Raw genomic sequence first — 23,473 nt, 5'->3', positions numbered from 1 at the left:
AGCTTAGAAGACGATCGCCAGCCCCACGGCGAACAGGAGCCCGTAGGCCATCTGCAGCTTGCCCGTCTGCTGCAGCACCGCGATCAGCGCGGGGCCCACGGCCTTGCCCAGCACGGTCCTGATCGGGGTGATCGCCAGCGGCGCGGCCAGCAGCACGAGCGCGGCCCACGGCGTCACCGGGACCATCGCCAGCGCCACCACGAACGGCAGCACCTGGCAGGCCACATAGAGCGCGCGGGTGCGCTCGGCCCCCAGCACCACGGCCAGCGTGCGCTTGCCGGTCTGGCCGTCCGTCCCGACGTCGCGCAGGTTGTTGACCACGAGCATCGAGCACGAGAGCAGACCCACCGGGATCGAGGCGAAGAACGCCGGCCAGCTCAGCGACTCCGTCTGCACATATGCCGTGCCCACCACGGGGACGATCCCGAAGAACACGAACACGGCTATCTCGCCCAGCCCGCGGTAGCCGTACGGGCGCTTGCCGCCGGTGTAGAACCAGGCGGCGGCGATGCACGCCGCTCCCACCAGCAGGATCCACCACGCCGCCGTGACGACCACCAGGACCAGCCCCAGCACCGCCGCGACCGCGAAGCAGCCCAGCGCGGCGACCAGCACGTCACGGGGGCTCGCCGCCCGCGAGCCGACCAGCCGCATCGGGCCGACCCGCTGGTCGTCGGTGCCGCGGACACCGTCGCTGTAGTCGTTGGCGTAGTTGACGCCGATCTGCAGCGACAGCGCCACGAACAGCGCCAGGACCGCCCGCCACCACACGAAGCCGCCCTCGCCGATCGCCACGCCCGTGCCCACCATGACGGGCACGACGGCGTTCGGGAGAGTGCGCGGACGGGCGCCCGCGATCCACTGGGCAGGGGTTGCCATGTCTGTCGTTCGTCCTCTAGCTGATGTCCGTCGTGAGCCTGATCATCCGGATCGGGCGGCCCATGTCGAGCACGCGTTCGGCCATGTCCTCGCCCCAGCCGGCCGACTCCAGGAAGCCCAGCACCGCGTAGTTGTCGGCGAACACCCAGGTGACGATCTGCCGGAAGCCGTCCTCACGCAGGTAGTCGACGGTCGCGTTGAGCAGCCGGCTGCCGTGGCCCCGGCGTACGAAATCGGGGTCGACCAGCAGCGTCAGCATCTCGGCCACCACAGTGGGGTCGAGGTCGGGGTCCTCCGCGGGAGCGTGGGAGGCCAGCCCGACCACGCGCTCGCCACCGCGCGGGGTGCTCAGCGCGGCGCTGCCGCCCGCGCCCAGGGCGGGGAAGCCCTCGGTGTCGAGGATGGTCTCCACCGCCACCAGCACCCGGTGCCTTGGGGTGGGCGGGGCCACGATCGCCTCGTCCCACTGGCGCAGCCACATCTTCTCGGCCGCCGCGCCTGTCATCTGCTCGAGTGGGCCCTCGGGGAGGAAATCCCGATAGCCATAGCGCCAGGCGCGGATCTGAGTATTCGCAACCTGGAGCACATCCTCGCGCCGGGCCGCCCGGACGCCTACGTCTGCCATCTCGGCCCGCTCCTTCGCCTGCCGTCCATGCCACAAGGCACGAGTTACACCGTATCGGTGTTTGACCCTTGGAGACGACGCGAACCCCTCTTCGCCGCCGATCTCGCCCAGAGCTTCCTCAGCCGGTTGTTGTCACCTCTGCCAACGCCCGGGCGAGTCGCCGGACCCCCTCGTGCAACTCGGCCAGATGGGCGGCGGCGATGTGCGTGACCCGGATCCTGGGTCCCGGCGGCTCGGACGGGTAGTAGAGCCTGCCGGGACTCACCAGCGCGCCGTTCCGCCTGGCGGCCTCGACCAGCGCGTTCTCGTCGACCTCGGCGGGCAGGCGCACCCACAGGTGCATCCCGCCGATGGGCAGCAGATGCACCTCCGCCCGCGGCATGTGGGTGGCGAGCGCGGCCGCGAGGGCGTCGCGCCTGGTCCTGATCTCGCTGTGTACGGCCGCCAGATGCCGCGGCCAGGCCGGCGACCCCACGAACTCCAGCGCCGTCTCCTGCAGCGGCCTGGCCACGAAGAACGACTCCACGAGCTGGCTCGCCCGCAGCCGGTGCGCGGCGGGCCCCCTGGCGATCACGGCTGCCACCCGCAGGCTCGGCGACAGGACCTTCGTCAGCGATCTCACGTGGACGACGGTGCCGTGCTGGTCCATGGAGGCCAGCGAAGCGGGCGCCTGCTCGGTCAGGTATCGCGCGAAGTCGTCCTCGACCACGAACGCCCCCGCCGCCCTGGCCACCTGCAACACCTGCTCCCTGCGCTCCACCGGCAGGGTGGCCCCCGTCGGGTTCTGCAGGGTGGGCTGGCAGAAGAAGACCCTTGCCCCCGTGACAGCGAACGCCTCGGCCAGCAGCTCAGGACGTACACCGTCCCGGTCGACGGGCACGGCCGTGGGCCGCAGCCCGGCCGCCCTGGCCGCCGCGAGCGCGCCCGGGTAGCTGGGCGTCTCGACCAGCACCGGCGTGCCCGGAGCCGCCAGCGCCCGAAACGCATGGGTGAGCGCCGCCTGCCCCCCGCTCACGATCAGCGCGTCGGCCGCGGTCAGGTCGCCCCCGGTCTGCCTCGCGAACCACCCGCGCAGCTCCTGAAGTCCCGCCAGGGGCGGCATGGCCCACGCGTCCGGCCTGCGCACCGCTCGCGCCGCCGCGGCCGCCAGCTGCTTGTCCGGTCGCAGGCCCGCCGGCAGATACCCGCCGGTGAGGGGCACCACGCCTTCGGCCGCGGCCCCCAGCAGCGTCGCCACGGGCTCCTCGTCGACCACCCGGTCTCCGAGCGCCACGGTCTGCCACGAGAGATCGACGGCCTCCTGCGCGGCGGTCACCTGCGGGGTCACGAACACCCCGCTGCCGGGCCGCGCGACCACCCTGCCCTCGGCGGCCAGCTGTCCGATGGCCCTGGACACGGTGACGGGGGAGACGTTGTGCCGCCGCATGATCTCCCGGCTGGACGGGAGTCGCGCCCCGGGTCCCACCCGGCCGGCCTCTTCGCGCAGTATCGCGGCGATCTGGGCGATACTGCTATCGTTGTCCATGAAGAGACAGAATAGCGCTACTGCTCCTGGTGGAGTAGCACTCCCTCCGGTTCTGGACCGCGCCGCGCAGGGCACCTCTCTGGCCTTCCTGGGCGTTCTGGCCTTCTCCGGCTCCTTCCCCGCCACCGTGTACGCCATGGAGGGCTTCCATCCGTGGCTGGTGGCGATCGGCCGAGCAGGCATAGCCGGATTTATCGCGCTGGCCTGCCTGAAATTTTCAAAAATCCCCATAATTCCGCATAAGCGTGATTGGCCGTCGTACGCCCTCATCTCGCTGGGCGTGGTCTTCGGCTTCCCCGTTTTCAGCGGCCTGGCCCTCGCCCTCGGAGCCAGCACGTCGCACGCCGCCGTCGTGATAGCCCTCCTCCCGGCCGCCACCGCCGCCTGCGCCGTCCTCAGGGCGGGCGAACGCCCCCGCCCGCTCTTCTGGGCCGCCTGCGCGGCGGGCGCCCTGGCCATCACGGCCTTCACTCTTACCCAGAACCAGGGCACGCCCACCTGGCCAGACCTGCTCCTGGTGGGCGCGCTGCTGTCGGCCGCGATCGGCTACACGGAGGGCGGCCGGCTGTCGAGGCGGACCCCAGGCTGGCAGGTCATCTCCCATACCCTCGTCCTCTCCCTGCCTCTCACCGTCCCAGCGACCGTCGCGCTGGCCCTCCTCACCCCCGTCACCCCGACCCCCAACGCGATAGCGGGCTTCGCGTACGTGTCGCTGATCTCGATGTTCCTCGGCTTCATCCCCTGGTACGCGGGCCTGGCGAGGGGCGGCATCGCCAGGGCCGGGCAGACCCAGCTCACCCAGCCTCTCCTCACCCTGGTCTGGGCCTGGTTCCTGATGGGGGAGCGGTTCGGCCCGGCCACGGTGGCCGCCGCGCTGGCCGTGCTCGTGTGCGTGGCCATCACTCAGCGTGCCCGTACTTGAAAGGCGTGACGCCGCCCCGCAGGATGGGAGAGGAGGTGTCACAACAATGGCGGACCTCACGATCCCAGAGGGCGGCTTCTGGCCCGCGCCGGAGATCCCGCAGCCCAACATCTATCCCATGGAATGGCGGGTGGAGACCGAGAAACTCGCCGCGATCTACGAGAAGTCCAAGCGGGTGGTCTGGAATCCGGCCGACCTGCCCTGGGACGGCCTGGACCCGGACGACTTCACCCGGGAGCAGCGGCTGGGAATCATGTACTGGTTCGCGGTCCTGGCGAACTTCGACGCGTCGGGGCCGGCGGTGTTCGCCCGCGCCACGATCCAGGCCTTCGAAAAGCACGAAGAGGACCCGGTCAGGAAGTGCTTCTTCTCGATCACCCGTGACGAGATGAACCACGAGGAATGCTGTCAGCGCACCATCGCCAGACTGTGGCCCGGCGGCCCGCTCGACTGGACCCCGTCGGACGACCTCGAAAGGGCCGCCCACAACAACATCGGCTGGCTCTACCACAACGGCGGTCGTTACTGGAACGGCTACACCTCCGCCGTCGGCAAATATTCGCTCCCGGTTCTGTTCACCAGTTTCATGATGGGGGAAATGGCCGCCTCGACGCTGTTCAGGGGAATGTCGTCGGGCACGCGGCATCCGGTCTTCAGCGAGATGTTCCAGCGAATAGGCAGGGACGAGTCCCGCCATCTCCAAATCTGCATGACCATTCTGGAGAACGAATGGCCGGGGCTCACCGACGAGACCCGCACCCTCATCACCCGCCAGCTCAGAGCGGGCTTCGTGTTCCTCAGCATGATTCTCTGGGAGCCGCCCGGAGGTTTCTGGGAGCTGCCGCCGTACTTCCTGCCCAACCACCGCGTTCTCATGGACCACGCCAGGCAGGCGGGCCTGGGCGTGCTGTCGTACGAGGAACAGGCGGAGAACTGGCGCGTGGCCATGGCCAGGATCCGCGCGATCGTGGAACGCTGGGGCATCGCCTTCCCCGCCATTCCCGAGCTGGACCTGGAAGGCGTGGAGGTGGCCTTCATCGATCCGGAGGACATCATCCCGGTCTTCTAAGATGCGCTCCATGTGGCCACGCATCGACGGACTCAGAGTGCTGGAGTTGGGCACGCCCGGCGCGCTCCGCACCAGGCTGACCGACCTGACCCTGGCGGGCGAGAAAACGGCCACGGCCGGCCTGCTGCCTCTCGACTACCACGCCGAGGGCGAGGAGGTGGAGCACGTCGGCGAGCGCCTGGTGCTCGTGGGCGACTCGGGCGAGCGAGTGGCCGAGATAGAGATAACGCGGGTGGAGCTGAGCCCGTTCGCGGCAGTCACCTGGGAGTTCGCCCAGGCTGAAGGCGAGGGCTTCCGCTCGGTGGAGCACTGGCGCGAGGCTCACCGCCGCTACTGGAAGGGCGAGGGGTACGAGGTGGACGACTCGAGCACGGTGGTGTGCCTGTGGTTTCGCGTCGTGGATCAGGAAGTGGGCCGGCGCTCCTCGGGCGATACGTAACTGCCGCGGTGCGGGATGGTGAACACCCATCCCTGCTCCCGCAGCAGCGCCATGGCACGCCGTACGGTCTCGCGCGCGGCGCCGTACTGGCGCACCAGCGCCACCTCGCGCGGCAGCGGGCGGTGCGCGGCCAGCTCGCCTGCCTTGATGCGGTTCGCGATCTCCTCGGCGATCTGCCGGTAGAGCGGAACCTGCTCGACGCCTTCGCCGGGGCAGCTGACGAACGTGCCCTCGCCCTGGCGGGTGTGGACCAGCCCCTGATTGCGCAGCACCCGGATCGCCCGGCGCGCCGTGGTCCGGGCCACCCGGAACTCCCGCTGGATCCCCGCCTCGCTGATCAAGAGATCGCCCGGGGAAAGCTCGCTGGTTATGCGTGACTTGAGGACTTCGCTGATCTGAAGATAGAGGTACGTGTCACCCGAGCGATCCAGCACGTCTCAATGATATACAAGCAGCCCGAGACAGAAGGGCGATTAAGAATCCCTATTCCTGGGCCACTTTTCCGGCTCATTCACAAAAGTGCCCCTATAAGGGACGGTGAACACCCATCCCTGCTCCCTGAGATGCGCGACCGCCTGCCGCACCGTCACCTTGGCGACGCCGTATTGCCGCATCATCACTTTCTCACCGGGGATAGCACGGTTCGGCGAGATCTCGCCACTGATGATACGCAGGGAGACCTCCGTGGAGATCTGCTGATACAACGGCACCTTTCTCGGTGACCGCGGCGTCCCCGGTCGGCCGACGAACGTGCCCTCACCCTGAATGGTGTGCGCCAGCCCCTGCTCCCGCAGTTCGCGAGCCACCCGCCGGGCCGTGGTGCGTGCGATGTCGTAATCCTTCTCGAGCGTCGCCTCGCTGGGCACCGGGTCGCCGGCTTTGAGTTCACCCCGCTCGATCTGATCGCGCACGAGGTCAGCGACCTGCTTGTAGATAGGCACGGGCCCTTCGCGATCTAACACGGTACGGATCGTAGACGAAACCGTACAGACCTGCACAAGGAAAACGTCTAGTGGAAGGGTGGATACGTGCTCCAAACATATGGACCCGGCATGACGCGAGAACCGAGGGCTATCCGGGAGTCACATCGGCGTACCGTCCGTAGTGGCGCCCAGCGCCACGTTGTCATCCGGCGACCCGGACCGCCTTGCGCCTCGCCCGGCCACCCCCGATGCGTTGGCAGAGGGAACCCGCTGGCTAGCTGGGCAACTGCGGTGAAGCTCCTTTCGTCGTCCGCCGTCGCATAAGCCCGTCCCCGCATCGCTCGCTGGACCCGGCCGCAATCGCGACCCACCTCCTTTCGCCCACAACTCACCCACGAGACCTACCTCGCCCAGTGAGACTCCGCACTGGGGCGCAAGGGTCATTTGGGTACATGCGGCACGGTGGGGGCTATCGAGAGCTCTCGTGCGTAGGCCACTTTCCTGGCTCATTCACATAAGTCCCTCTGTAAGGGACGGTGAACACCCAGCCCTGCTCCCTGAGATGAGCAATGGCCTTCCGGACCGTGACCTTGGCAACCCCATGCCGCAGCATCAAGGTCGTATCGCTCGATATCGAGCAGTTCGGCCGGAGCTTGCCGCGCCTGATTTGCGCGGCGATCTCATGAGCGATGTCCAGATAGAGGGCCCTCTTCGGCCTTATCCGAGGAATGCCGATAAGTCCGACAAAAGTGCCTTCGCCTTGAACGGTGTGGACGAGGCGACGCTCGCGCAGCTCCCGAACCACGTTACGTGCGGTCGATCGCGCGATGCCGAACCTCGCCTCCAACGCCGCCTCGCTCGGCACGGCCTCGCCGGCCCGCAACCTCCCGGAGACGATCTGCTCCTGGATCGCGTCGGCAATCTGTACGTAGATCGGGACCGGCCCGCCGCGGTCGAGCATGCCCACAGCGTAGACGTCTGGATACAAGCAGGCGAGCACAGTCAGGCCTGAGGCCACGACTCCTTCGGCGACACGTAACTGCCGCGCTGCGCGACCGTGTAGATCCACCCTTGCTCCCGCAGGAGCGCCATGGCGCGCCGCACTGTCTCCCGGGCCACGTCGTACTGCTCCACCAGCGCTGACTCGCCCGGTATGGGGCGCCGCGGCAAGAAATGTCCCTCCTTGATCTGCTCGGCGATATCCGTCGCGATCTGTTGGTAGAGAGGGACTTTCCGCTGCTTACGAGGCGCTTCATCTGGTCCGCCGACAAAAGTCCCTTCGCCCTGAACGGTGTAGATGAGCCCTTCTTCGCGAAGTACGTGCACCGCCCGCCTGGCAGTGGTCCTGGCGACGCCGAACTCCTGCTGAATGTCCGCCTCGCTCGGCACCGGGTGTCCGGACGCGAGACCGGAGACTCGGTGCCGAAGGATCTCGGCGATCTGGAGGTAGATGTGGGTGTCCCCGTCATAGTCGAGCACGCCTGCAACTTAGACCAACAGGTGCAAGCCCTCCCATATCGTTCTGTCTATTTAGACAGAGCATCACTCCCCGCTAGACAAGAGGAGACGACCAGACGTATGGTTCCACCGTGCCCAAGCCTCTCGACTGGCCCTGCTGTGAGATTGCGGTTCACGTTGCGGACCCACAGCCCGGCCACGCGGTCATCAGATGGGATCCCGCGTGGCCGCACCCCGCACGTGTGCGGGTCCGGGACTACACGTGCGCTTGTAGGCCGACGTTCTACGAGCTGTGCCAGAGCGGCGGCCAGTACTTCATCCGCAGGACCCGTCGCAGTCGTCAGAAGGTGATGATCGACGAAAGTATCTGGACCAGTTACGCAACGGTTCTGGCTACTTGGAAGAGCTTGCTGGACGGGACGGCTCGTTGATCGCAGCCCTTTGAGGGCTTGCAGATGACGAGCACGGCGCCGGGTGGTGATGGCGTAGACGTACAGGAGAGTTGGTGGGCGAGGTGGAGGATCACGTTTACACCGTGTCATCGACGTCAAAGGCCACGCTCACAACCACCGACCGGGCCATCCGCCAGAGATCCACCGCCGTACGGGATGCCCTACGGACAGGGCTCTCATGGGTGTGACTCTGTGGTCCTGCTCGGGGAGCCTTCGAGCAGATGTGGCTGCGCGGCTCCAGCAGCGGCGTCGTGAGGTATGTCATCCACCCGCTGATCGCCGCCAAGGAGGCGGTGGCCATCGCGGCCGGCCCGATCCTCGTCAACCTCCGCCCGGACCTCACCTTGCCAGGGGCGTGGAGCGAAGGGGATGGACAGGTGTCCGGTTCGCGCTATTGGCCGCCGAGCGCGCGAACCGGACACCCTAGGTGATGGCACACGCAGGTACCATCGGGGGCGCACCTTGCGATCACAGGCGACGCGCCTGCCCGAACGCCCGCCGAAGAGCGCCCGGGCTTCGCCTGGGATCGGTGCGAGTGACAGGCATGGCCCCGAGCCCTCCGGAGGCAAGGGACCATGCCACGGCGAGTAATGGCCGGCTGACGTCCGTAACGGCCTACCCGCGGTATTAGATTCTCATGGCCGTCACTTGGAAAACCGCAGTTCGGCGCTATACACAGGATGATTCCCTTTGGTGTTCGGTGGGTTCATGGTCCCTAGAGGAATCGATTTATGTAGGGATTCGCCGCCAGGCGGCGTCCGTGATGATCAGGTGGTCGAGGAGCCGTAGCCCCACCGTCTCGGCGGCTTGGACGAGCTGGGCCGTGGCCTCGAGGTCGGACGCGCTCGGGTCGAGGGAGCCGGCCGGGTGGTTGTGGGCCAGGCCGAACATGGCCCCGCTCGCGGTGAGCACCTCCGTGATCACCTCCCGGATCGGCACCACCGTGTGGTCGGAGGCGCCTTCGGTCAGGATCGAATGCTTCAGCACCCTGCCACGCGTGTCGCACACCACCAGGACGAGCCGCTCCTGCTTGCGGCCGCGGAGCAGCGGGGCGCAGTGGTTGGCGAGGTCAGAGGTGCTGGTGATCCGTTGGCGCTCCGGCCACGCATCCGCACGGCGTACGAGATGGAAGGCCGCGGCGATCCGCGCGGCCTTGGCGGGGCCCACGCCGGGCACGGCGAGTAACCGATGCGGGTCCGAACGGCGGAGGCCATCGAGATCTCCGCAGTGCTTGATCACCTGGCTCGCCAGGTCCAGGGCACTCGACCCGCGAAATCCCGAGCCGAGCAGCACGGCCAGCAGCTCGCGGTCCGCCAGGGCGGCGGCGCCGCTGGACATGAGCCGTTCGCGTGGCCGGTCGCTCTTGGACAGGTCTTTGACTCGCATCGGCAACCTCCGCGACCGTTGTATCAGCGCGCACCGACAATCTCTGACCTGCACTTTTGCCGGGAATCCCAGCGTTCGTCGCCGAATGGGGGAGGTGCGTCAGCCCGGCGTGCGGTGTGCCTCGATGATCAAGGCGGAGGCGAGCCGCCCCGTCTGCGTGGTCATCTCGTACGGTGACATCGGCCGCCCGTCCTCCACACGCCACGTGATCCTGCACGAACGTCGCGCCGGTCCTGTGCGAACATCGCGCCGGTCAGCGTCCTGTAGGAACGTCGCGCCCGTCGGCATCCTGTACGAACGTCGCGGGGTGAGGACCCCGTGGCGTGGTGTGAGTCGGCGTCAGCATCCGGTGCGAACGTCGCGCCCGTCAGCGTCGCCACCAGGCCGTTCGACGTGGGGAGCGGGGCCAGGTGCTGGGCGACCATGTTCGAGAGCAAGGACCGCCTCTTTGCCGAGAACCATGGGCCGCCCTTTTGCCGAGCAATGCGCCGTACAAATCCTGATATTCGGCGACATGTTCTAATAATGCGGCCTAGTGCTCGATCGGGGGCCGCTCGTCGTCATCGCCCCTGCCAAGGATTCTGAGATCAGGGGAAGACACGCCCGACCGCGGACTGGATTGACCCGCTGGAGGGGTGCGCAGAGTCTCACTGCGCTGGTCAGGCCGATCCCGCGAGTAGGGAGTCGCGGCGCGCCCTTGAAACCGGGCCCACCGTAGAAAAGAGGCGATCGCCGCCATATCCGGCTGAGGGGCTCCGGGCGAGAAGGGGCTTCGCCCGGAGACGTCCGCGTCCGAGAGATCAGACGGGCATGCTGTACGTGACTCTGAACCGGTCGCCTGGAACGACGATGTCGCTTGTCTCGACGGGACGGTCACCGGCCCAGTGGGTGCGTTCGACGTGCAACACGTGGACGCCCGCCGCCAGATCGAGCGCGTCGCTCTCCGCGGGGCGCGGAACCCGCGTGTGCACGCTCTCGACGACTTCGGTGATCTTTATGCCGTGCGCGTACATCCTCGCGACCAGGCTCCGCCGCTCCTCCTCGGAGTGGGGCGTGAACTCCAGCGGCTCGTACGACGTGGCCAGTTGCAGCGGTCTGCCCTCGCCGCGAAAGATGTAGTGGGTTCTGGTCAGCGTGGTCGACTCGCTGAGGCGCAGGCGTCTGGCGATGTCGGGCCCTGCTTCGGTGGGTTCGCTGTGCCAGTCCCATGTCACCCGTCTGCCCTGTGACTGCAGGTCGGCCGCGAACGGGGCGGGGTGATCGAGAAAGCGCCATCGGTAGAGCGGGGTCAGGTCGGGGCGTTCCCTGACGTAATGGCCCGAGCCCACGCGGCCGATGATGAGGCCTTCGGCTGCGAGCACGCGCAGCGCGTGCCGGGCGGCGGTCTCTCCGACCTGATATTTACGGGTCAGCTGCGCACGTGACGGGATCGGCGCGCCGGGGGGAAGGGTGCCGTCGGTGATCTGCCGCCGAATGTCTTCGACGACACGCAGGTAGACCGGATCTGAGGTGGCCACTAGTCCATCCCTGGGGGTTCGTGTGAGGCGTTGCCCCATGTTGCCGTATTCGGCAGGTAACCGACCGTCATCGATGGTCGTTGGAGCCCCAACTTTGCGATGGCAGAAAATTATCGGAGAAACCCTGTAACGCCGGTGTAAGACGGTCCGATTCTCCGGTAGAGGTCGTCGATGTGTGTACCCCCGAGCACATATCGGCGACCTCTTCCAATTTGCGCACCTGGGGCTTCGGCGGTGCTCTGACCAGCGCGTGACCTCGCCGAACGCGGCTGCCGACCTGGTCCTTGGACGCATCCGCACCATCCGGCCGACGCCCCGCCAGTCGAGGCGCTGCGATGGGCGTAGACCTCAGAAGCACAGTGAGTGCCCTGCCCCTCGAACGGTCCTGACCGGTGAGACGCTTCCTCGCACGGTACCTCGTGAGGCGCACGATGGCCCGGGACTTCGAAGGGGCGGCGGGTGCGCTGTCGCTCGGGACGCGCAGCCGGTTGAGTCGCGTGGATCGGGCTTGAGGGCTGTGGCGGCTGTGGTGTCTGGTTGAGGGCGGCCTGGCTGGTGAGGCGATGGCTGGGCCGATGCTGGCTGGTCGGCTGCCGTGGAGACGCGCGATCAGCGGCTGTCGAGGCCGCTGGTGGGCACCGTGTCTGGTTGAGGCTGCGTGGCTAGTGAGGCGTGGCTGGGGCGATGCTGGGCGGGCTGCTTGGGTGAAACGCGATCAGTCGGCTGTCGAGGCCGCTGGTGGTCACGGTGCCTGTTGAGGCTGCGTGGCTGGTGAGGCGTGGCTGGGGCGATGCTGGGCGGGCTGTTGGTGAGACCTGATCAGTGGGCTGTCGAGGCCCGTGGTGGTCACGGTGTCTGGTTGAGGCGGCTTTGCTGGATAGCTGGTGGGTGGTGAGCAATCTGGTCGGCGAGCCGCCATGCAAGGCTCGTGGTCGGGGTGGGCTTTGCCGGCGCGATGGCTGTGTTGCCTGGTTGAGGCGGAATGGCTGCTGCGGCGCCTGGCCTGCGACGCTGCCTTGAGGGGGCTGATAGCGGCCTGGCCTTCGAAATGCGGTTGGATTCGGTTGCCGTTCGGGGCGTGCCTAGACACGTTGCCGTCGGAGGTGCATAGACACGTTGCCGTCCAAGTTGCGCATAGACGCGTTGCCGTCCGGGGCGTGCATAGACGCGTTGCCGTCCGGGGCGCACAGTAGGCGCCTCCCCGTTCGAGTCGTGTAGTGGGCTACAGCCTTGTTCGAGTTGTGTAGTGGGCTGCAGCCTTTCGCCGCGTGTGATGGGCACGCTGCCGTTCCAGGTGTGCGGCGGGTACGTTGCTGCTCCCGGCGTGCGAGGGGACGCACGATCGTCCGATATGCCGCCGCGCACCGCCGTCCACGTCAGCGCACGTGGCGGCCAACCGCCGAGCGCAAGTGGTCTTCTGATATCACTGCCGAGTGGCCGTACCTCACTGGGCCACTTTTCCCTAAGTTGGTGGCACCGACTCCGACAAATCACGCTCCCGGGCAGATCCCGCATGCCGCACCGATCCACAGCTGACCTGTGCTCCTGGGAGATGTCCAAGCAAGAGGGACCTTTATGATCGACATAGGCAAGCTCCTTCCATCCGATCGGGGTGTCTGGGAGGACTTGTTCCGCGCGTACATCGACTTCTATCGGCGGGTCGAACCGGACAAGATGTACGACCGCGCATGGCAGGAGTTCCAGGCGGACACCCGTCTGCACGCCTTCGGCGCGCGGCTGGACGGCAGGCTCGTCGGCATCACACACTTCTTCACCCACGCGAACACCTCGGCGCCCGACACAGACGTCTGCTACCTGCAGGACTTGTTCACCGCTTCAGACGCCCGCGGCAAAGGCGTGGCTCGCGCGTTGATCGAAGCCGTGACCGATTGGGCCCGGGAACGCGGCTGCTCCCGCGTGTACTGGAACACGCATGAGTCGAACGCGACAGCACGCAGCTTGTACGACAAGGTCGCTGAGAACCGAGGTTTCATCAGATACCAGATCGAACTGTCGCAGTAGGAGCTTCCCGCCGCGACCGTGGCATCGCAGCCGGCTCGCCCTTGGAAGTTGGGAAGCGTAACGGCTGCTACGTCCCTTTGGGCGTCCGTAAGGGTGGGAAGCCCGTCACGACTGCCGGCCTGCGGTCCCCCTCCGGACGAGGGCCGGGCCGGCCGGGATGCGCGCCAGGGCTCCGAAGCGGGCGGCCACTGGGACGGGACCGGGTGCTGCGGACGTAACGACCATCTGCGGTGGCCCGTCGCGGCCTGCGGCGGTGTGACGGCAGAATGCGGCACGCTGTGCGGCCTGATGGCTGTGCGGCCTGATGGCTGTGCGGCCTGACGGGCGCTTTGGGCGCGGAGGGCATGATCTGGCAGCCGGTACTGCTATCGGGCGCGGCAGTCCGATACCGCACGCTATGCGCGCCGACGGCGGTGACGGTGGTGGCAGGGGTAACGAGCGCGGCCATGGCGCTCACGGCGTGACGCAGTGGGCGGGGTACCGGCTGATCAAGGGGGACCGCTGGTAGAGGGGGTCCCGGCCGGCCTGTGGGTGGGGTACTGGCTGGTCATGGTGACCGGTGGTAGCCGGGTTCTGGTTGGTCGCCGGGTGACCGCCCGTAGTCGGGTTACCGGCTGATCAAGGGGGACCGCTGGTAGAGGGGGCCCCGGCTGGCCTGTGGATGGCCGGCGGTGGGGTACTGGCTGGTCATGGTGACCGGTGGTAGCCGGGGTTCTGGTTGGTCGCCTGGTGACCGCCCGTAGTCGGGGTACCAGCTGATCACGGGTGACCACTGGAAAACGTGGATGCTGATTGGTCACTCGGTGACGGCTGTCATTTCGTGACAGCTGCGGCCGAGGCCGGCGCTGCGCTCGCCCGTCGCCCTCGGGCTGGCAGACGGTGTACGCCCGGGTTACGAAGGCGGCGGCGGGTCAGGGCACCCGATGGTGAGGGTGGTAACCCCATGACGAAGTTGATCAGAGTGACGGAAACGTAACTCTGACGGCGGGACGGGGAGGATTTGGTAGTCCAAACGTATTTCGGCTGCGACGGTCAGACGTGGCGCTCTTTGTGACCTAACGAGTGCCTGGGATGCTACGGCCAGGTCTGGCACCACGCCAGGCCGCCATACGGGCGTGGTGGACAGGCATGGTGCCCTGCGCGGCTTGGCAGGTGCGGTCGTCGTGATCTGGCGATCAGTTGAGCGGGTTCCGGCGCTAGGTGAGATGGTTGTCGTCGTGAGGGAAGCCTCTGAGATGCCCGCGAAAGGGGGCAAAAAGCGGCTCCAGGCAGGCAAAGCGGGGTGGCGGCGTCCAATGGATTTGTGAATCCAGGTAGCGTTCGCACTATGGCATCGCCAACTGGAACCACAGACGCGCCCTTCGGCCGCATGCTGACCGCCATGGTCACGCCGTTCACTCCTGACGGCGAGGTCGATTATGTGGCCGTGCGACGTCTTGCCACCTACCTGGTGGACGAGCAGCGCAACGACGGCTTGATCGTCAATGGGACGACCGGTGAGTCGCCCACCACCTCGGACGAGGAGAAGCACCGCATCGTCAGCGCCGTTCTCGATGCGGTTGGCGATCGCGCGACTGTGGTAGCAGGGGCAGGCACAAACGACACCCGTCACAGTGTCGAGCTGGCGAAGCAGGCGGCACGTGCGGGCGCGCACGGTCTGCTGGTGGTGACGCCTTACTACAACAAGCCCCCTCAGGAGGGGCTGTATCAGCACTTCACCGCCGTCGCCGACGCGACTGACCTTCCGGTGATGCTGTACGACATTCCGGGACGCAGTGGCGTGCCGATCAAGACCGAGACTCTGCTTAGGCTGGCGCAGCACGAACGCATCGTGGCCGTCAAGGACGCCAAGGGCGATCTGTTTGCCGCCAGCCAGGTGATGAGCGCGACCGATCTCGCCTTCTACTCCGGTGACGATCTGCTCAACCTGGCCTGGCTCTCCCTGGGGGCGGCCGGGTTCGTCAGCGTCGTCGGGCATGTGGTGGGCGCCGAGTTGGCGCGCATGATCCACCTGCACAAGAACGGCGAGGTCGCCCAGGCGCTGGCCGTGCACAGTCAGGTGACCCCCGTGGTAGACGGGATCATGCTGCGCGCGGGTGGCGCGATCATGGCAAAGGCGGCACTGAGCATGGTGGGCGTACCGGTTGGGCCGGTACGGCTGCCGCTCGTGGACGCGACAGAGACGCAAATCGCCGAGCTGCGTGCTTGCCTGGTAGCCGGCGGGGTGAAGTTGACAGACGCATAGGAACGGGGAGGAACTGGGAGTTTTGAGAACACGATCTGACCGTGGGGGCCAGGCATGAGCCATCCGCATCCTGAGCTTGGTCCCCCGCCGGTGCTGCCTGACGGCGGCTTGCGCATTGTCGCACTCGGCGGGTTGGGGGAGATCGGCAGGAACATGGCCGTCTTCGAATACGAGGGCCGCCTGCTGATCGTCGACTGCGGGGTGCTTTTCCCCGAGCCCGATCAGCCGGGTGTCGACCTCATCCTGCCCGACTTCGAATACATCAGAGACCGGCTCGACGACGTCGAAGCCGTGGTGCTCACGCACGCCCACGAAGACCACATCGGGGCGGTGCCGTACCTGCTGCGCGAGCGGCGCGATATCCCGCTCATCGGATCGAAGCTCACGCTTGCCCTGATCGAGGCCAAGCTCACTGAGCACAGGATCCAGCCGACCAAGCTCCAGGTGGTCGAGGGCGAACGGCATGTCTTCGGGCCGTTCGACTGCGAGTTCCTCGCGGTCAACCACTCGATCCCCGACGCGCTGGCCGTCGCCATCAGGACGCCTGCGGGCATAGTCCTGCACACCGGCGACTTCCGTATGGACCAGTTGCCGAGCGACGGTCGTCTCACCGACCTGGGCGGCTTCGCCAGGCTTGGCACCGAGGGCGTCGACCTGCTGATGTCCGACTCGACCAACGCCGAAGTACCGGGGTTCGTCACCAGCGAGCGCGAGATCGGGCCGGTCATCGACGAGGTGATCCGCACCTCCGAACAGCGGGTCATCGTGGCCAGCTTCGCCTCGCACGTGCACCGCATTCAGCAGGTGATGGACGCCGCCGCCAAGCACGGCCGCAAGGTGGCCCTGGTCGGCCGTTCGATGGTGCGCAACATGGGCGTGGCCCGCGACCTTGGATATCTCAAGGTGCCGCCGGAGCTGATCGTCGACTCGCGCGACATCGAGGAGTGGCCGCCGAAGGACGTGGTGCTCATCTGCACCGGCTCTCAAGGCGAGCCCATGGCCGCGCTGTCCAGGATGGCCAACCGTGATCACCCGATCCGCATCGCCGAGGGCGACACCGTACTCCTGGCCTCGTCGCTGGTTCCGGGGAACGAGACCGCCGTCAACAAGGTGATCAACGGACTGAGCAGGTGGGGTGCCCGCGTCGTGCACAAGGGCAACGCCAAGGTGCACGTCTCCGGCCACGCGGCCGCCGGCGAGCTCCTGTACGTGCTCAACCTGACTCGCCCGTCGAACTTCATGCCCGTTCACGGTGAGTGGCGTCATCTGCGTGCGCACGCCAAGCTGGCCGCCCTCACGGGCGTGCCTGAGGACCACATCGTGATCGCCGAGGACGGCGTCGTGGTGGACCTGGTCGACGGCCGAGCGAAGATCGTCGGTGCGGTTCACGCCGGGTACGTCTACGTCGACGGCTCGTCGGTGGGCGAGATCACCGACACCTCGCTGAAGGACCGCAGGATCCTCGGCGATGAGGGGTTCATCTCGGTGGTCGTCGTGGTCGACTCCAACACGGGCAAGCTCACCGCCGGCCCCGAGATCCACGCGCGTGGTTCCGGCATCGACCCCGCCCAGTTCGAGGTGTTCATCCCGCAGATCGAGCGAGCTCTCGAGGAGAAGGCCGCAGACGGGGTGGTCGACATGCAGGAGATCCGGCGGGTGGTCCGCCGTACGGTGGGACGCTGGGTAAGCGACACCTACCGCCGCCGCCCCATGATCATCCCTGTAATCCTCGAGGTCTGAGCTTCCCCACGGTACGGCAGGCGCGTTCGTCTGCCGTACCCATGGGGGAGCAGCCGTGGGGTGGGTATCCGACCGCGTTGCGTGCTCCTTTGGGTGGTGTACGGAAGGAGCGGTCGTGGGAGGGTATCCGACCCCGTTGCGTGCTCCTTTGGGCGGTCTATGGAAGGAGCTGTCGCGGTTTGAACGACTGGTCCTTTTCGATTTGCCGGAAACGGTGAACCCATGGATCCTGCTGGCTGGCGCCTCCGCGTCTGGTGAACGGGCACGTTTGCTTGTCCTGGGGGTGCCACTACGACGGTGTTGCGGCGTCCCTGTGGGAGTCCGATGATGCGGCGGATGACGTGCCAGGTGCACGTGAGCCCAGGAAGTGGCCATCGGCCTGGTGCGGTGATGGAGGGGTCGTATCAAAGACTCCGAGTCGGACATCTCAGACGTCCCTCCGGCCTACCAGCCACATGGCCACTGCCAACGGGAACGCCGCGTATGCGACCAGCACCGCAGCAGCCGCTGATGGAGGCAGGAGAGAGCCGTATACCGACGTGGTGATGAGGTCGCCAGTGATCTCGCGGGGAAGTGCGCCGATCATCACCGACCCGAGGCGTTCACTCCATGGCTCCGGGATGTTGCCGATAATCATGGGGATCACGTAGACGAGGCCGGCCAAGGTGGCGATCGAGGCGGCCGTTGAGCGGAAGAGCGCGCCCAAGCCCAAGCCGAGCAGCGCGAACGTCGGCACCGTGAGGCTGATGGCGATGAGGAGCGGCAGCCGGTCCGTGAAAGGGTCGGCGTACGCGCCGGAGAAGCGGTCGCCTAGCACCCATCGGGTGACGAAGTAGGTGCCGAAGACCGTCACCAAGCCGATGATCAGGCCTATCGCGCCGACAATGGCGGATTTGGCGACGAGGACGGGCCAACGGCGGGGGACGATGGTCAAGCTCGTTCTGATCAAGCCGGTCACGTATTCGGAGGTGATGGCAAGCGTCCCCAGGATGCCCATGCACAGTTGGGGCACGATCACGATCACTTCCTCCAGGTCCGCGATCCGGGCGGCGGGTCGCCGGGCGGCGGGAGCGGTGTCGTACATATTGGCGGCCATCACGGCAAGCCCGAACCCCAAGAGGACCGTGCCGAGACTGAGGCCGAGAATCAGGTGCGTTGAGCGGAGGGAACGGACCTTCAGCCATTCCGAGGTAAGAACGTTCATGCTTCTGTCCGCTTCAAGCTGAGGATGCCCATGCGGGTACCCATGCTTCGGATGAGTGTGTTCATGTGGGGTGGGTCCGTTCGTAAGGAGCAGCTTCGCTGTCCGGGCTCCGGCGGCTACAGCGACTTCGCTGTTCGTGCTCCAGCGGGGGACTTCGCTGCCCCACTCCAGTGGGGAGTTCCTGCCGGCGCTTCTGTAGGGAGAGTGCGTCTGTGGCCGCTCGATCGTGGGTGGGATGCTCGTGTCACTCCTGGCGCCGGATGCTTCTGCGGGCATTTCGGCTCTCATGAAGACGGCTGCGTGGGGTGTTCGTTTCGAGGCTGAAGGCGCTCCACGAGAGGTTGTCGCGTTTGTGCGGTGGCGTCTGTGGGTGTCCCTCCTGGAGAGGGAGAGGAGGGGTCAGACGTCTCTCCGGTTGAGTCGGTGGTAGCCGATGGCGAGGGCGACAAGGGGGTAGGCGAGGAGAACGGCTAGTGCGGCCCAGGGAGGCAGGAGCCCGTCGCCCAAGCGAGAGGAGAGGCGCTGGCCGGCTATCTGAGGGACGAGGTTCGGTAGGAGGAGTGTGGCCATGCGGGTGTTCCAGGGTGGGGGTAGGTAGTTGATGACGCCTGGTAGCACGAACAGCAGTGCCACGATCGAGACGATTGCTCCCGCTGTTGAACGGATCGCGGTGCCGAGGCCGAGGCCTACCAATGCCAGCGCGGTCACCGACAAGCCGGCGGCGAGCAGCATCGGCAGGTCATCGATGATCGAGGTGGTGTTGAAGCCCAGCTCGTGACCGCTCGCTATCAAGCGGCTCGCCGAATAGGTGACCAGAAGGACGGCGTTGGCAGCTGTCAACGTGACCAGGCCGACGATGCCGGCCTTGGCCAGAAGTAATGTGCCGCGATTGGGGACGGCGATCAGACTGGTGCGAATCGTTCCCGTGGCGTACTCGGAGGTGATCGTGAGCACGCCCAGCACCGCCAGGCTGATCTGGACGAGCGGAAGAAAGCCCTGCTCAGGGGCCGCTGCCCGGAGCTCGCCCCGTTCGTCGGCCAGGCCGCTCGCGTAGAGGGTCCACGCCACGCCCAGGAGCACCGTGAGGGCCGCCGTCCCCAGCGCCTGGTAAGTGGAGGTCACTGACCGCAGCTTCAGCCATTCGGCAGAGAGGACCGCTTTCATCGGGACGCTCCGTACTGCACGCTGCCGGCGGTCAGGGCCATGTAGGCGTCTTCGAGTGAGGGATAGCGTGCTGTCAGCTCCGCCACGGTGGCCTCGGCGATCAGCTTGCCGCGGCCCACGATGATGATGCGCTCGGCAGTGAGGGCCATCTCACTCATCAGATGGCTGGAGAGCAGGATCGTGCGACCTTCGGCGGCCAGGGAACGCATGAGGTCGCGGATCCAGCGCACGCCATCTGGGTCCAGGCCGTTCACCGGCTCGTCGAACATCAACACGGTCGGATCGCCGAGCAGCGCCGAGGCTATGCCGAGCCGCTGTTTCATGCCGAGCGAGAACCCGCCCACCCGTTTTCGGGCCACGCCTGTCAGGCCGACCTGGTCGAGCACCTCGGCCACCCGCCTGGGGCCTATGTCATTGGTGCGGGCCAGAGACAGCAGGTGGTTGTAGGCGCTGCGGCCGCCGTGGACGGCGCCCGCGTCGAGGAGGGCACCCACCTCGTGCATCGGCTTGGCGATGGACGGGTATCGGCGGCCGTTGACCAGCGCTTGGCCGGAGGTCGGGGCGTCGAGGCCGAGGATCAGACGCATCGTAGTGGACTTGCCCGCGCCGTTCGGGCCGAGGAAGCCGGTCACGTGACCCGGCTCGACCTTGAACGACAGGTCGTCCACAGCGAGGGTGTCGCCGTAGTGCTTCGTGAGGTGCTGGAGTTCGATCACGCCGTAAAGAATGCGGGACGGCGGGTCGCCCGCGCGTCGGACCACGGTTCGAATCTCAAGGTCAGACCCTGGGTTGACGTGAGGAGGCCGGCGCAGCGGCTACCGTTCAACGCGTGGACGACACCCATCCCTTCTTCGCCAGGCGATTGAGCCGTGTCCAGCTGATCATGCTCGATCTGGCGGCGGGGATGTGCTTTGCCTTTGTTTCTTTCACAGTGGCGGTGAACGCCATCGCGCTGCCGCCCTGGATGAGAATCGCCATCCCTTGCTGGCTGGGGTTGCCGCTGGCTCTGCGAAGACTGTGGCCCCTGCCCGTCTTCTGCGTCACGCTTGTGATCGCCATCTTCGCCGCGCTGATCGACGCGGTGGGGTTCGCCTACCTCGCGCCCGCGTACGTGCTTTATATAGTCGCCCTCTCCGACAGGTTCGGGGCCGTGGTCCCGACGTCGGCCATCGGCGGGTTGAGCCTGGTCACCGTTCTCGGCCTGGCTGTAGCAGGTGCGCCGCGTGACACCGCTCCGGGATGGCTGTTGCATCTCGACCAGCCACTCATGGGGATCGCAGCGCTGGGTGGCGCTTGGACGGTCGGCCGGGCTGTGCGGGAGCGCAGACTCTACGCGGCCCGTGACGCTGAGCGGTTGGCGGAGCAGGCGGTGACGGAGGAGCGTTTACGGATTGCTCGCGAGTTGCACGATGTGGTCACGCACAGCGTGGGATTGATCGCGGTCAAGGCCGGAGTGGCCAATCACGTGATGGCGACCAGGCCGGACGAGGCGCATGACGCGCTACGCGTGATCGAGACGGCCAGTCGGAGCGCGCTGGTTGAGATGCGCTATTTACTCGGCGTGCTTCGATCTTCGTCCAAGCCCGACCTTGTTCCCGCACCTGGCCTGTCGGGGATCGAAGGGCTGGTGGCGCAGGCTCGGCTGGCGGGGGTCGAGGTCAGACTCGAGGTACGGATCGGGAACGGCGAAGGGGCGCCCGAGAGGCGAGGGCGGATGCCTGAGGGCGTGGGACTGTCGGTCTATCGCATCGTGCAGGAAGCGCTGACGAATGTCATCAAACATGCCGCGCGCGCTCGCTGCCGGGTGTCCGTGGTCGCCGATGGCAAGAAAGTGCGGATCGAGGTGGTGGACGACGGGGCCGGCAGTCGCACGCCGTCTGCTGCCGGCACCGGGCATGGTCTGATCGGGATGCGGGAGCGGGTCATGATGTACGGCGGGACGTTTGAAGCCGGGCGCCTTTCTGGGCGAGGGTTTCGTGTTTTCGCCGAACTGCCTTATGAGGAGGTCTCGTGATCCGGGTGGTTATCGCCGATGATCAGGCATTGCTCAGAGGAAGTTTTCGAGTGCTGGTGGACTCCGAGCCGGATCTGGCCGTTGTCGGAGAGGCGGCCACCGGGGTGGAGGCCGTTACCGTTGCTTTGGAGCAGCGGCCGGATGTCGTGCTTATGGACGTTCGAATGCCGGAAATGGATGGGATCGAGGCGGCTCGGCGCCTCCGGGATGTTTCGCGAGTGCTTGTCGTGACGATGTTCGACCTCGATTCTTACGTTTATGATGCACTGCGGGCCGGGGCTAGTGGATTCCTGCTGAAGGACACGCCGCCTGCGGATCTCCTCGCCGCTATCCGCGTGGTCGCGAGCGGGGAGGCCCTGCTGGCGCCTACGGTCACGCGCCGGTTGATTGAGGAGTTCACGCGTACACCTGTCCTGCCACGGGTGAAGGGGTTGGACGGGGTTACGGAGCGGGAGCGTGAGGTCCTGATGTTGATCGCGCGGGGCTTATCCAATGGGGAGATCGCGGAATACCTTCAGGTGAGCTTGGCTACGGTGAAGACTCATATCACCCGACTGCTGGCCAAACTGGAGGCCCGAGACCGGGCGCAGCTTGTTATTGCGGCGTATGAGAGCGGGCTCGTTTCCGCTGCAGGTTGAGTTTGCGCACACCGGCGCCGAGTTGCGTGGTTGATATTGGAGCTGTCAGTGATGCGGGTGATCTGATCTCCTCTCGGCGATGCTTACCGATTGTGTTGGGGGGCGGTTGGTGGTTGAGCGGGCGCTTGTGAGGCGTGGCTTGTCGATTGTGCTGGATGCGGTTGGTGGGTTGAGGCGCGTGCTCGTGAGGCAAGGCTTGTACATCGTGCCGGCGGGCCATTGGTGGATGAGTCGGCGCTCGTGAGGTGCTTGAAGAGGCCACGTTGCTGTCGCCGTTCCAGGTGTTGAAGACGGCGTCCGGGCGGGTCTGCATGACTTTGTTGACTAGCCTGGAGTATTCGGTGTGGCCTCAGCGGCGTGTGTCGTGAGTAATTGTCGATTTCTCCGCCGATGTATGGAGTGCCACATAGGAAGCGTTTTAAACGTTCTGTTTAAAACGATGAGTTGACATCGATTCGTGTGCTACGGCATCGTGGGCCCATGCCGACAGATGCTGAGCACCAGCTCGATCCCTTCACTCCTCCGCATCCGGAGCAGGCGCGTGTGCAGCGCGTGCACGCGTCCCTGTTCCGGATCGCCGAGCGGCACGCGGCCACCGATGAGCAGCGCGGCCGGCAGGCCCATGCGTCGGCCATCGGTCCGCATGAAGCCGTCAGGCTTGTGGCGTTCCTGCTCAGCGGAGCCGCACGGCTCGATGATGGCGAGCCGGAGGTCGATCATGCCGACATCACCGCGGCGTTGAGCCTTCTCCCGCTGGTGCGTGGGGAGTTGGACGCACTGGAGGCCGGCTTGCTACAGATGGCGCGGGGGCGTGGTATGACCTGGCAGGAGATCGCGTTCGGGCTCGGGCTCGGCACCGCGCAAGCCGCCAGGCAGCGTCACGAACGCCTCGCGGACCGTGTTGAAGGCCTGGAGTAGTACGAACCTCAGCGAGCATGGCATCGCCATCCATGCTTGCTGAGGTCCTGTCTGTCCGGCTCTGGGTTGTGGGGTGGTTGTGCGCGCCTCGGCTCTGGGTTGTGGGGTGGTTGTGCGCGCCTCGGCTCTGGGTTGTGGGGTGGTTGTGCGCCCCGGCTCTGGGCTGGCGGGTGGTTGTGCGCCCCGGCTCCGGGCTGGCGGGTGGTTGTGTGTGTCCGGTGCTGCGCTGTTGGGTGGTCGTGTCCGTTCGGTTCCGCGCTGTCGGGTGGTCGAGTACGAGCGGTCCGGAGACCGCTGCCGCCTGGACATAAACGGGGAACTACGTTCTTGTCG

General features: G+C 66.6%; 20 protein-coding genes and 1 pseudogene. 9 read left to right on the top strand and 12 right to left on the bottom strand.

The features are described from left to right. Window positions 1-3: 3 nt before the first annotated feature. The 3 genes from ACFKCF_RS01305 to ACFKCF_RS01295 form a co-directional block, all read right to left on the bottom strand. Window positions 4-879 carry a 1,4-dihydroxy-2-naphthoate polyprenyltransferase gene (locus ACFKCF_RS01305; RefSeq protein WP_394489700.1) on the bottom strand — a complete coding sequence of 292 codons (876 nt, stop codon included), beginning with the start codon at window positions 877-879 and terminating at the stop codon, window positions 4-6. A 16-nt stretch (window positions 880-895) separates the two neighbouring features. Then, entirely contained in the window at window positions 896-1,504 is a 609-nt protein-coding gene (locus ACFKCF_RS01300) for a GNAT family N-acetyltransferase (protein WP_394489698.1), read from the bottom strand. Window positions 1,505-1,622: 118 nt separating this feature from the next. Then, window positions 1,623-3,029 (bottom strand): PLP-dependent aminotransferase family protein, encoded by a 1,407-nt coding sequence (locus ACFKCF_RS01295; protein ID WP_394489696.1) that lies wholly within the window; start codon window positions 3,027-3,029, stop codon window positions 1,623-1,625. On the opposite strand from ACFKCF_RS01295, the gene ACFKCF_RS01290 reads away from it, so the two are divergent. From ACFKCF_RS01290 to ACFKCF_RS01280, 3 genes are read left to right on the top strand one after another with little or no spacing between them, the layout of a single operon-like run. Continuing rightward, window positions 3,028-3,951: a DMT family transporter gene (locus ACFKCF_RS01290; RefSeq protein WP_394489694.1), complete on the top strand. Its 924-nt coding sequence runs from the start codon at window positions 3,028-3,030 to the stop codon at window positions 3,949-3,951. The two genes, ACFKCF_RS01295 and ACFKCF_RS01290, sit on opposite strands and share 2 nt — an antisense overlap. Before the next feature lie 46 nt (window positions 3,952-3,997). Then, window positions 3,998-5,020, top strand: coding sequence for a hypothetical protein (locus tag ACFKCF_RS01285; protein ID WP_394489692.1), 1,023 nt, complete (start codon window positions 3,998-4,000; stop codon window positions 5,018-5,020). A 10-nt stretch (window positions 5,021-5,030) separates the two neighbouring features. Continuing rightward, the gene (locus tag ACFKCF_RS01280) at window positions 5,031-5,459 is read left to right on the top strand and encodes an ASCH domain-containing protein (RefSeq protein WP_394489690.1); all 429 of its coding nucleotides are present in this window, start codon (window positions 5,031-5,033) and stop codon (window positions 5,457-5,459) included. Here ACFKCF_RS01280 and ACFKCF_RS01275 read toward each other — a convergent pair. From ACFKCF_RS01275 to ACFKCF_RS01250, 6 genes are all read right to left on the bottom strand, one after another. Further along, window positions 5,423-5,893: a GntR family transcriptional regulator gene (locus ACFKCF_RS01275; protein ID WP_394489688.1), complete on the bottom strand. Its 471-nt coding sequence runs from the start codon at window positions 5,891-5,893 to the stop codon at window positions 5,423-5,425. The two genes, ACFKCF_RS01280 and ACFKCF_RS01275, sit on opposite strands and share 37 nt — an antisense overlap. Window positions 5,894-5,932: 39 nt before the next feature. After that, window positions 5,933-6,421, bottom strand: coding sequence for a GntR family transcriptional regulator (locus ACFKCF_RS01270; RefSeq protein ID WP_394489686.1), 489 nt, complete (start codon window positions 6,419-6,421; stop codon window positions 5,933-5,935). A gap of 430 nt (window positions 6,422-6,851) precedes the next feature. Further along, on the bottom strand, window positions 6,852-7,343 hold the full coding sequence (locus tag ACFKCF_RS01265; RefSeq protein WP_394489684.1) for a GntR family transcriptional regulator: 492 nt from the start codon (window positions 7,341-7,343) through the stop codon (window positions 6,852-6,854). 41 nt (window positions 7,344-7,384) lie between these two features. After that, window positions 7,385-7,861: a GntR family transcriptional regulator gene (locus ACFKCF_RS01260; protein WP_394489682.1), complete on the bottom strand. Its 477-nt coding sequence runs from the start codon at window positions 7,859-7,861 to the stop codon at window positions 7,385-7,387. A 1,160-nt stretch (window positions 7,862-9,021) separates the two neighbouring features. Next, entirely contained in the window at window positions 9,022-9,678 is a 657-nt protein-coding gene (radC, locus tag ACFKCF_RS01255; RefSeq protein ID WP_394489680.1) for a DNA repair protein RadC, read from the bottom strand. A gap of 800 nt (window positions 9,679-10,478) precedes the next feature. Then, a complete protein-coding gene (locus ACFKCF_RS01250; RefSeq protein WP_394489678.1) occupies window positions 10,479-11,195 on the bottom strand; it encodes a GntR family transcriptional regulator in 717 nt (238 codons plus the stop codon). A gap of 1,575 nt (window positions 11,196-12,770) precedes the next feature. Here ACFKCF_RS01250 and ACFKCF_RS01245 point away from each other — a divergent pair. The 3 genes from ACFKCF_RS01245 (at window position 12,771) to ACFKCF_RS01235 (ending at window position 17,202) form a co-directional block, all read left to right on the top strand. Then, window positions 12,771-13,217: a GNAT family N-acetyltransferase gene (locus ACFKCF_RS01245; RefSeq protein ID WP_394489676.1), complete on the top strand. Its 447-nt coding sequence runs from the start codon at window positions 12,771-12,773 to the stop codon at window positions 13,215-13,217. A 1,327-nt stretch (window positions 13,218-14,544) separates the two neighbouring features. Further along, window positions 14,545-15,462: a 4-hydroxy-tetrahydrodipicolinate synthase gene (dapA, locus tag ACFKCF_RS01240; RefSeq protein WP_394489674.1), complete on the top strand. Its 918-nt coding sequence runs from the start codon at window positions 14,545-14,547 to the stop codon at window positions 15,460-15,462. Window positions 15,463-15,516: 54 nt separating this feature from the next. Next, window positions 15,517-17,202 (top strand): ribonuclease J, encoded by a 1,686-nt coding sequence (locus ACFKCF_RS01235; protein ID WP_394489672.1) that lies wholly within the window; start codon window positions 15,517-15,519, stop codon window positions 17,200-17,202. Between the two features lie 427 nt (window positions 17,203-17,629). Here the strand turns inward: ACFKCF_RS01235 and ACFKCF_RS01230 are convergent, their stop codons facing one another. The 3 genes and pseudogenes from ACFKCF_RS01230 to ACFKCF_RS01220 all read right to left on the bottom strand — a co-directional run. Beyond that, window positions 17,630-18,406 carry an ABC transporter permease subunit gene (locus ACFKCF_RS01230; protein ID WP_394489670.1) on the bottom strand — a complete coding sequence of 259 codons (777 nt, stop codon included), beginning with the start codon at window positions 18,404-18,406 and terminating at the stop codon, window positions 17,630-17,632. A gap of 399 nt (window positions 18,407-18,805) precedes the next feature. Beyond that, window positions 18,806-19,570 carry an ABC transporter permease subunit gene (locus ACFKCF_RS01225; protein ID WP_394489668.1) on the bottom strand — a complete coding sequence of 255 codons (765 nt, stop codon included), beginning with the start codon at window positions 19,568-19,570 and terminating at the stop codon, window positions 18,806-18,808. 62 nt (window positions 19,571-19,632) lie between these two features. Then, window positions 19,633-20,286: pseudogene (locus tag ACFKCF_RS01220) on the bottom strand (ABC transporter ATP-binding protein); the annotation flags it as partial. Window positions 20,287-20,399: 113 nt separating this feature from the next. Between ACFKCF_RS01220 and ACFKCF_RS01215 the strand changes: the two are divergent. From ACFKCF_RS01215 to ACFKCF_RS01205, 3 genes are all read left to right on the top strand, one after another. Next, window positions 20,400-21,584: a sensor histidine kinase gene (locus ACFKCF_RS01215; RefSeq protein ID WP_394489666.1), complete on the top strand. Its 1,185-nt coding sequence runs from the start codon at window positions 20,400-20,402 to the stop codon at window positions 21,582-21,584. Beyond that, entirely contained in the window at window positions 21,581-22,222 is a 642-nt protein-coding gene (locus tag ACFKCF_RS01210; RefSeq protein WP_350724704.1) for a response regulator transcription factor, read from the top strand. The genes ACFKCF_RS01215 and ACFKCF_RS01210 overlap by 4 nt, the downstream gene beginning before the upstream one ends. 480 nt (window positions 22,223-22,702) lie before the next feature. Continuing rightward, window positions 22,703-23,140: a DNA-binding protein gene (locus ACFKCF_RS01205; RefSeq protein WP_394489664.1), complete on the top strand. Its 438-nt coding sequence runs from the start codon at window positions 22,703-22,705 to the stop codon at window positions 23,138-23,140. Window positions 23,141-23,473: the final 333 nt, after the last annotated feature.

The sequence above is a fragment of the Nonomuraea sp. JJY05 genome (genome assembly GCF_043496855.1).
Classification (GTDB): domain Bacteria; phylum Actinomycetota; class Actinomycetes; order Streptosporangiales; family Streptosporangiaceae; genus Nonomuraea.
This window is presented reverse-complemented; position numbering and strand designations above follow the sequence as displayed.

Excerpts from the sequence above, each read along its gene's own strand:
- ACFKCF_RS01285 (WP_394489692.1), top strand. The coding sequence starts at position 3,998 with ATGGCGGACCTCACGATCCCAGAGGGCGGCTTCTGGCCCGCGCCGGAG.
- ACFKCF_RS01235 (WP_394489672.1), top strand. The coding sequence starts at position 15,517 with ATGAGCCATCCGCATCCTGAGCTTGGTCCCCCGCCGGTGCTGCCTGAC.
- ACFKCF_RS01265 (WP_394489684.1), bottom strand. The coding sequence starts at position 7,343 with ATGCTCGACCGCGGCGGGCCGGTCCCGATCTACGTACAGATTGCCGAC.
- ACFKCF_RS01295 (WP_394489696.1), bottom strand. The coding sequence starts at position 3,029 with ATGGACAACGATAGCAGTATCGCCCAGATCGCCGCGATACTGCGCGAA.
- ACFKCF_RS01305 (WP_394489700.1), bottom strand. The coding sequence starts at position 879 with ATGGCAACCCCTGCCCAGTGGATCGCGGGCGCCCGTCCGCGCACTCTC.
- radC (WP_394489680.1), bottom strand. The coding sequence starts at position 9,678 with ATGCGAGTCAAAGACCTGTCCAAGAGCGACCGGCCACGCGAACGGCTC.
- ACFKCF_RS01300 (WP_394489698.1), bottom strand. The coding sequence starts at position 1,504 with ATGGCAGACGTAGGCGTCCGGGCGGCCCGGCGCGAGGATGTGCTCCAG.
- ACFKCF_RS01230 (WP_394489670.1), bottom strand. The coding sequence starts at position 18,406 with ATGAACGTTCTTACCTCGGAATGGCTGAAGGTCCGTTCCCTCCGCTCA.
- ACFKCF_RS01245 (WP_394489676.1), top strand. The coding sequence starts at position 12,771 with ATGATCGACATAGGCAAGCTCCTTCCATCCGATCGGGGTGTCTGGGAG.
- ACFKCF_RS01280 (WP_394489690.1), top strand. The coding sequence starts at position 5,031 with ATGTGGCCACGCATCGACGGACTCAGAGTGCTGGAGTTGGGCACGCCC.
- ACFKCF_RS01290 (WP_394489694.1), top strand. The coding sequence starts at position 3,028 with ATGAAGAGACAGAATAGCGCTACTGCTCCTGGTGGAGTAGCACTCCCT.
- ACFKCF_RS01205 (WP_394489664.1), top strand. The coding sequence starts at position 22,703 with ATGCCGACAGATGCTGAGCACCAGCTCGATCCCTTCACTCCTCCGCAT.
- dapA (WP_394489674.1), top strand. The coding sequence starts at position 14,545 with ATGGCATCGCCAACTGGAACCACAGACGCGCCCTTCGGCCGCATGCTG.
- ACFKCF_RS01225 (WP_394489668.1), bottom strand. The coding sequence starts at position 19,570 with ATGAAAGCGGTCCTCTCTGCCGAATGGCTGAAGCTGCGGTCAGTGACC.